The organism is Kocuria sp. CCUG 69068, assembly GCF_020833785.1.
GTDB lineage: Bacteria > Actinomycetota > Actinomycetes > Actinomycetales > Micrococcaceae > Kocuria > Kocuria rosea.
The window spans coordinates 1-7,598 of sequence record NZ_PDDL01000137.1; the positions used below are offsets into that span (position 1 = coordinate 1).

A 7,598-nucleotide genomic window follows, 5' to 3' on the forward strand; every position below is an offset into this window, starting at 1 on the left:
CATCGCGTCGGCGACGGCACGCAGGGCGACCGCGGCGGGCGAGCCCGGCGCGGACCACACCACCGGGCGGCCGGCGTCCCCGCCCTCGCGCAGGGCGACGTCGAGCGGCACGGCGCCGAGCAGCGGCACGTCGTAGCCGAGCCGCCGGGTCAGGGACTCCGAGATCCGGGTGCCCCCGCCGGCGCCGAAGAGCTCGAGCACGCTGCCGTCCGGCATCGGCATGCCCGCCATGTTCTCCACCACCCCGGCCACCCGCTGGCCGGTCTGCACCGCGAGCGCCCCGGAGCGCTCGGCGACCTCGACCGCCGCCTGCTGGGGCGTGGAGACCACGAGCACCTCCGCGGACGGCAGCAGCTGGGCCACGGAGATCGCGATGTCGCCCGTGCCCGGCGGGAGGTCGAGGAACAGGTGGTCCAGGTCGCCGAAGTGCACGTCCGTGAGAAACTGCTCCACGGCGCGGTGCAGCATCGGCCCGCGCCAGGCCACCGGCTGGTCCGGGTCCACGAACATCCCGATCGAGATGACCTTGAGCACCCCGGGGCGCCCGGTGTCCTCCCGCGCCTCCTCGGGGACGTCCACGACGGGGGGCAGGATCATGTCCCCCACCTGGGTGGGCGCCCGGTCGATGCCGAGCAGCCCGGGCACGGAGAACCCGTGGACGTCGGCGTCCACGATGCCGACCGACCGGCCGCGCGCGGCGAGCGCGGCGGCGAGGTTCACGGTGACCGTCGACTTGCCGACGCCGCCCTTGCCGCTGGTCACCGCGTGCACCCGGGTCAGGGAGGACGGGTCGTTGAAGGGGACGGTCCGGGTGTGGCCCACCCGGTGCTTCAGCGCGGTGCGCTGCTCGGGGGTCATCACCCCGATCTCGACGTCCACGGTGCGCACCCCCGCCACGGTCCCCACGGCGTCCCGGACGTCCCGCTCGATCGTCGAGCGGAGGGGGCAGCCGCTGATCGTCAGCAGCACGTGCACCGCGGCGTGGCCGGCGTCGTCGAGGCGGGCGGAGCGGATCATCCCCAGCTCGGTCACGGGCCGGCGCAGCTCCGGGTCGAGCACGCGGTCGAGCGCCGCGCGCAGGGCGGGGTCGAGGGTCTCGGGGGCGAGGACGTCGTCGGGGCGGGGCTCAGGCACGGGGGTTCCCTCGGGTCTCGGGGGCGGTGGGGCGGTCGGGGTTGCGGCTCCTGCGGCGGGCGCCCCGCCGCGGCGGGGCCCCCGGCTCGTCGGCGTCCGGGGCGTCGTCCTGGGACTCCAGGATCTCCTCGAGCACCGAGCGCAGCTCCGAGCGCACGAAGTCGCGGGTGGCGACGTCCCGCAGCGCGATCCGCAGCGAGGCGATCTCCCGGGTCAGGTACTCGGTGTCGGCGAGGTTCTGCTGCGCCCGGCGGCGGTCCTCCTCCTGGGTCACCCGGTCCCGGTCGTCCTGCCGGTTCTGCGCCAGCAGCAGCAGGGGCGCCGCGTAGGAGGCCTGCAGCGAGAGCATGAGTGTGAGCAGCGTGAAGTTGAGGTCCTTCGAGTCGAACTGCAGCTCCCGGGGGGCGATGGTGTTCCAGCCCAGCCACAGGGCCACGAACACCGTCATCCACAGCAGGAACTGCGGGGTGCCCATGAACCGGGCGAAGCCCTCGGTCATCCGCCCGAAGGCGTCGGGGTTCGGCCGGAACCGGTCCAGCAGTCCCGGCCGGTGCTCGCGCGGCTGGTCGAGGGCGTTGCCGCGGGTGCCGACGCGGGGGCGCCGGGGCTCGCGCTCACTCATACCGCTTGCCCACCTTCCGGATCGGGGTCCCGTCGTCGGCGGTGCGCCAGTCCTCGGGCAGCAGGGCGTCGAGGACGTCGTCGATCGTGATCGCCCCGACCACCCGGTCGTGGTCGTTGACCACAGGGATGATCGTGAGGTCGTAGGTCGCGAGCTCGCGCGCGACGTCCTGCAGGGAGGCGAGGTCGGAGACCGGCTCGAACGAGCGGTCGATGAGGTTGCCCACGGCCTCGGGCGGGGGATAGCGCAGCAGCTTCTGGGTGTGCACCATGCCGAGGTACTTGCCGGTGGGCGTCTCCAGCGGCGGGCGGGAGATGATCACGGCCGCCGCGACCGCGGGGCTGAGCTCCTCCTGGCGGATGTGCGCGAGCGCCTCGGCCACCGTGGCCTCCGGCGGCAGGATGATCGGCACGGGGGTCATGAGCGAGCCGGCCGTGCCCTCCTCGTACTCCAGCAGGCGCCGGACGTCCTCGGCGTCCTCGGGCTGCATCCGCGCGAGCAGCTCCTCGGCCTGGGCCTCGGGCAGCTCGTTGAGCAGGTCGGCGGCGTCGTCGGGCTCCATCTCCTCGAGCACCGTGGCCGCGCGGTCCGGCTCCATGTTGGTGAGGATGTAGACCTGGTCCTCCTCCGGGAGCTCCTCGAGGACGTCGGCAAGCCGGTCGTCCTGGAGCTCGTGGGCGATCTCGAGCATGCGCTTGGCCGACATGTCGTGGAGCTCGTCCGCGAGGTCGGCGGGCTGCTGCTCCTCGTGGGAGGCGACCCACTGGGTGGCCGGCTGGTGGCCCGCGGCGGAGGGGTCCCCCGCGTCCTCCCAGTCGATGATCAGCGTCTCGTTGCGGCGGCGCATCAGGCCCCCGCCCGTGCCGGTGCGGCGCACGAAGAGCTGGGTGATCAGCCAGTCCCCGGTGTTGCGCTTGCGCTCCATCGCCATGTCCTCGACCGTGGCGGAGCCGGAACCGTCGCGCAGCACCACGGTCCGGTCGAAGATCTCGCCGACGGCGAGGGTCTCCGCGCCGCGCTGCTCGAAGCGGCGCAGGTTCACGAGCCCCGTGCTGATGATCTTCTCCGCGTCGATGCTGGTCACGCGAGTCATCGGCACGAACACCCGCTTCTTGCCGAGGACCTCCACCACGAGGCCGACCACGAGGGGCCGGCGGGAGGAGCGGCCGTACCGGGAGCTGCCGCGCATGAGCACGACGACGTCGCGCAACCGCCCCAGACGGTCCCCCAGGGGGTCGAACACGTCGAGGCCGATCAGGCGCGCGATGAAGATCTTGTCGATGTGGCTGCTCACCGTACAAGACTACCCACCGGCTCCCCGGGCCCCTGCCCCGGGCCGTGGCCCGTGAGGGGACCGGGTCGGGGCGCGGTGGCGGGAGCGGATGGGGGAGAATGGGGGCATGAGCTCGCCACGGTCCCTGCCTCCCGCCAGCCCCGCCGTCCGCGGTCTGCCCCGCGGGGAGGTGATCGGGCGCTACGCCACGTACGCCGACGCGCAGAAGGCCGTGGACCACCTGGCGGACGAGCAGTTCGAGGTGGACCGGATCGCGATCGTCGGCAACGACCTGAAGTCCGTGGAGCAGGTGACCGGCCGGCTGAGCTATCCGAAGGTCGCGGGCCAGGGCGCGCTCAACGGCATGGTCTTCGGCGCGTTCCTCGGGATGATCCTGTCGCTGCTGGGCGGGGAGCAGTGGCTGTCCACACTGCTCGTGTCGGTGCTGATGGGCGGGGCCTTCTGGATGCTGCTCGCCACCATCACCTACGCCATGCAGCGCGGGAAGCGGGACTTCACCTCGACCAACCAGATCGTCGCCACGTCCTACGACGTCGTGGCCGCCCCCGAGGTGGCCCAGCGCGCCCAGCAGGTGCTCCAGGGGCTGCGCGGGCTGCAGAGCCTGCCGCGGACCGCTCCCGCGCCGCGGCCCGCTCCGCAGCAGGGTCCTCCGCAGGGGATGCGGCAGGGCCCCCCGCAGCCCGGGACGCCGGGGCGGCCCCCGGCGGGGGCCCCGTGGCAGCGTCCCTCCCACGGCGCCGCCCCGGAGCCGGCCGGCGGAACCGCGGGTCCCGCGCCCGCGGTCCCCGCGGCGGGCCAGAGCGAGCAGGCCGACGCGCCCGGCCGCTCCGCGATGTTCCAGGACCTGCCCGACGGCCGGCCCCAGTACGGCATCAGGCTCCCCGCCGGGGAGCCCGACGGGGACGCCGCCGGTCAGGACGCGGCCCCGGACCGGTCCGGGCCGCCGACCGGCGGGAGCACGTCCACCGACGCCTCCCGCTGACGGCCGGCGGCCGCCGGCTCAGCTGGGGTCGACGCCCTCCCGGGCGTGCCACAGACCGGTCATCCACGCCTCGACCTCGTCCGGGGTGCGGGGCAGCCCGGACGAGAGGTTGACGTTGCCGTCCTCGGTGATCAGGACGTCGTCCTCGATCCGCACGCCGATCCCGCGGTACTCCTCCGGCACCGCGAGGTCCTCCGCCTTGAAGTAGAGGCCGGGCTCGATGGTGAACACCATGCCGGGCTCGATGACCCCGTCCACGTACAGCTCCCGCTTGGCCTGCGCGCAGTCGTGCACGTCGAGGCCCAGGTGGTGGCTCGTGCCGTGCGGCATCCACCGCCGGTGGTGCTGGCCCGCCGCGGAGAGCGAGACCTCGGCGGGCACGGGCAGCAGGCCCCAGCTCTCCAGCCGCCGGGCCAGGACCTCCATGGCGGCGGCGTGCACGTCCCGGAACCGGTTGCCGGGCACCGCGGCGTCGAACGCGGCGTCGGCGGCGTCCAGGACCGCCTGGTAGATCCGCCGCTGCACCTCCGAGTAGCGGCCGTTCACCGGCAGGGTGCGGGTGATGTCCGCGGTGTAGAGGGAGTCGGCCTCCACGCCCGCGTCCACGAGGATCAGCTCCCCGGGGATCACCCTCCCGGTGTTGCGGATCCAGTGCAGGACCGTGGCGTTGTTGCCGCACGCCGCGATGGTGTCGTAGCCGAGGTCGTTGCCGTCCGTGCGGGCGCGGGCGAAGAAGGCGCCCTCGACCATGCGCTCGCCGCGGTGGCGGTGGCCCGCGGCGGCCGGCAGCACGTGCACGATGTCGGTGAAGCCCGCGATGGTCGCGTCCACGGCCTCGCGCAGCTGCCCGACCTCGTGGGCGTCCTTGACGAGCCGCAGCTCCGAGAGCGCCTCGGCGAGCTCGCCGTCGAGGGCGTCCGAGGACTCGAGGTCCACCCCGGTGTTGATCCGGGAGGTGTCCACCAGGGCGTCGACGTTCAGGTCCACCTCGCGCACGAGCCGGACCCGCAGGCCGCCCAGGGCGGTGGGCCCGGCGTTCTTGGTGACCGCGTCCTCGAGGCCCCCGAGGTCCCGGGTGCGCAGCCCGTAGGCGGCGCCCAGTTCCTCGAGGGTGGGGCGGGGGCCCACCCAGAACTCGCCGTTCTTGGCGTCGGCGTAGAACTCCTTCGAGTCCCGGCCGGCCATGGGGTGGAAGTACAGGGTGGCCTCGTGGTGGCCCCCGTCGTCGCCGGCGCCCTCCTGGACGGGCTCGAGCACCAGCACGGCGTCGGGCTCGTGGTCCACGCCCAGACCCGTGAGGTGGGCGAACGCGGAGTGCGGCCGGAAGCGGTAGTCGGTGTCGTTGGAGCGGACCTTGAGCGGCCCGGCGGGGAGCACGAGCCGCTCGCCGGGGAACCGCTCGGAGATCCGCCGGCGCCGCTCGGCGGCGAAGTCCGCGACCGGGGCCCGCTCCACCTCGGTGGGCTCCGCCTCCGCCCACTGGGACGCCATGAACTGCTGGAAGGCGGCGGAGTCGGGGCGCTGGGACCGGTTCTCGACCCGGTCCGAGAGCGGCTGCGCCGCGTCCTGGGGTGTGGTGCTGTGCTCTGTCATGATTCCTTTCCTCGCGTCGTCGGTCTCATCGTGCCACGGGAGGCGGCGGGCCGTCCGGCCCGGACCGGTATCGTGGAGCGGGTGAAGATCGACCTGCACACCCACTCGTCCGACTCCGACGGCACGGAGAGCCCGGCGGACGTGGCCCGCGCGGCGCACGCGGCGGGCCTGGACGTCTTCGCCCTCACCGACCACGACACCACGTCCGGGTGGCAGGCGGCCGGGGACGCCGCGGTGGCCCTCGGGGTCGCCTTCGTCCCGGGCATGGAGATCTCCTGCACCACCGAGGACGGGATCTCGGTGCACCTGCTGAGCTACCTGCACGACCCGCGGGAGCCACGGCTGCTCGCCGAGATCGAGTCCTCCCGCTGCTCGCGGCGCACCCGGGCCGAGCGCATGGTCGAGCTGCTGTCCGAGGACTACCCGATCGACTGGGACGTGGTCCTGGACCACGTGCGCGAGGGCGCGACCGTGGGCCGCCCGCACATCGCCGACGCGCTCGTCACCGTGGGGGTCGTGGAGAACCGCACCGCCGCCTTCGCCTCGGTGCTGCACAGCCGCTCCCGCTACTACGTCCCCCACTACGCCCCGGACCCGGTGCACGCGGTGCGCCTCGTCCGGGCCGCCGGCGGCGTGCCCGTCTTCGCCCACCCGCTCGCCGCGGCCCGCGGCCGGGTGGTCGGCCCGGAGGTCTTCGAGGCCATGATCGACGCCGGCCTCGGCGGGCTCGAGGTCGCGCACCGGGACAACCCCGACGACGCCCGTGCCCGGCTCGTCCGGATGGCCTCCGAGCACGACCTGGTGGTCACGGGCGCGAGCGACTACCACGGGGCCGGCAAGCCCAACCGGCTGGGGGAGAACCTGACGTCCGTCCAGTCGCTCGTGCGGATCGAGGAGCAGGCCGGCTCCGGGGTCCCCGTGCGCTACCCCTGAGGGCCCCGCCGCCTGCCGGGCGAGCCCGTGCTCAGTCCCACACGGTCGCGCCCGGCAGGCGGGCGCGCATGACCTCGATCGCCTCCGGGTTGCGGTCCACGCACACGAACCGCCGGTCCAGCTGCCCGGCGGCGGCGCCGAGCGTCCCGGAGCCGGCGAAGAAGTCCAGGACCCAGTCCCCGGGGGCGGAGCTCGCGGCGACCATCCGCCGCACCAGGCCCACGGGCTTCTGCGTGGGGTAGCCGGTCTTCTCCCGGCCGGTGGGGGAGACGATGGTGTGCCACCACACGTCCGTGGGCAGCTTGCCCAGCCGCACCTTCTCCGGGGTCACCAGGCCCGGGGCCATGTACGGCTCCCGGTCGACCTCGGCGCTGTCGAACAGGTACCGCTCGGGGTCCTTGACGTACACCAGGACGTTGTCGTGCTTGGCGGGCCAGCGGCGGCGGGAGCGCCCGCCGTAGTCGTAGGCCCAGATGATCTCGTTGAGGAAGCACTCCCGCCCGAAGATCGCGTCCAGCATCACCTTCGCGTAGTGCACCTCCCGGTAGTCCAGGTGCAGGTACAGCGTCCCGTCGTCGGCCAGCACCCGCCACGCCTCCCGCAGACGGGGCTCCAGGAACCCCCAGTAGTCGGCGAACGCGTCGTCGTAGCTGCGCAGGGCCCCCAGCACGGTCGTGTAGGAGCGGCCGGCGAAGCCGGTGCGGTCGCCCTCCCCGGCGGCGGCCGGGGTCACCGTGGACTCCCGCCGCCGCTGGGTGCGGCCCGTGTTGAAGGGCGGGTCCACGTAGATCATGCGAAAGGCCCCGCCGGGCAGCCGCCGCAGGAGATCCAGGTTCTCCGCGGCGACCACCGCGTCGGGGCCCTCGGCGTCGAAGGCGAAGGGGCTCACTCGCCGGCGGTGCCGCTCTGCTCCGGCGAGGCCGCGCTGCTGCGGCGGCGCCGGCGGCGCCGGGTGGTGCCGTCCGAGGTGCGCTCCACCGAGGTCTCCCGGGGCGCCTCGGGAGCCGTCTCGCGCGCAGCCGCCCGGGGCGCCCGGGCGT

Annotated in this window: 7 protein-coding genes; 2 read left to right on the forward strand and 5 right to left on the reverse strand. The window is 74.2% G+C overall.

Annotated elements, in window-relative coordinates; genetic code table 11:
* The 3 genes from CRM73_RS17220 to CRM73_RS17230 all read right to left on the reverse strand — a co-directional run.
* Positions 1 to 1,134 (reverse strand): Mrp/NBP35 family ATP-binding protein (locus tag CRM73_RS17220; RefSeq protein WP_229588607.1); only part of this gene is annotated, 1,134 nt, incomplete at its 3' end.
* The gene (locus CRM73_RS17225) at positions 1,127 to 1,756 is read right to left on the reverse strand and encodes a DUF1003 domain-containing protein (protein ID WP_017833421.1); all 630 of its coding nucleotides are present in this window, start codon (positions 1,754 to 1,756) and stop codon (positions 1,127 to 1,129) included. The genes CRM73_RS17225 and CRM73_RS17220, both read right to left, overlap by 8 nt.
* Positions 1,749 to 3,050: a magnesium transporter MgtE N-terminal domain-containing protein gene (locus CRM73_RS17230; RefSeq protein ID WP_035927407.1), complete on the reverse strand. Its 1,302-nt coding sequence runs from the start codon at positions 3,048 to 3,050 to the stop codon at positions 1,749 to 1,751. The genes CRM73_RS17225 and CRM73_RS17230 overlap by 8 nt, the downstream gene beginning before the upstream one ends.
* Before the next feature lie 106 nt (positions 3,051 to 3,156).
* Between CRM73_RS17230 and CRM73_RS17235 the strand changes: the two genes are divergently transcribed.
* A complete protein-coding gene (locus tag CRM73_RS17235) occupies positions 3,157 to 4,032 on the forward strand; it encodes a general stress protein (RefSeq protein ID WP_229588608.1) in 876 nt (291 codons plus the stop codon).
* Between the two features lie 18 nt (positions 4,033 to 4,050).
* Here CRM73_RS17235 and CRM73_RS17240 read toward each other — a convergent pair whose 3' ends face one another.
* Positions 4,051 to 5,625, reverse strand: coding sequence for an aminopeptidase P family protein (locus CRM73_RS17240; RefSeq protein ID WP_017833425.1), 1,575 nt, complete (start codon positions 5,623 to 5,625; stop codon positions 4,051 to 4,053).
* Between the two features lie 81 nt (positions 5,626 to 5,706).
* On the opposite strand from CRM73_RS17240, the gene CRM73_RS17245 reads away from it, so the two are divergent.
* The gene (locus CRM73_RS17245) at positions 5,707 to 6,558 is read left to right on the forward strand and encodes a PHP domain-containing protein (RefSeq protein ID WP_031283018.1); all 852 of its coding nucleotides are present in this window, start codon (positions 5,707 to 5,709) and stop codon (positions 6,556 to 6,558) included.
* Positions 6,559 to 6,589: 31 nt separating this feature from the next.
* On the opposite strand, the gene CRM73_RS17250 is transcribed toward CRM73_RS17245, so the two are convergent.
* Positions 6,590 to 7,447, reverse strand: coding sequence for a site-specific DNA-methyltransferase (locus CRM73_RS17250; RefSeq protein ID WP_017833427.1), 858 nt, complete (start codon positions 7,445 to 7,447; stop codon positions 6,590 to 6,592).
* Between the last annotated feature and the right edge of the window lie 151 nt (positions 7,448 to 7,598).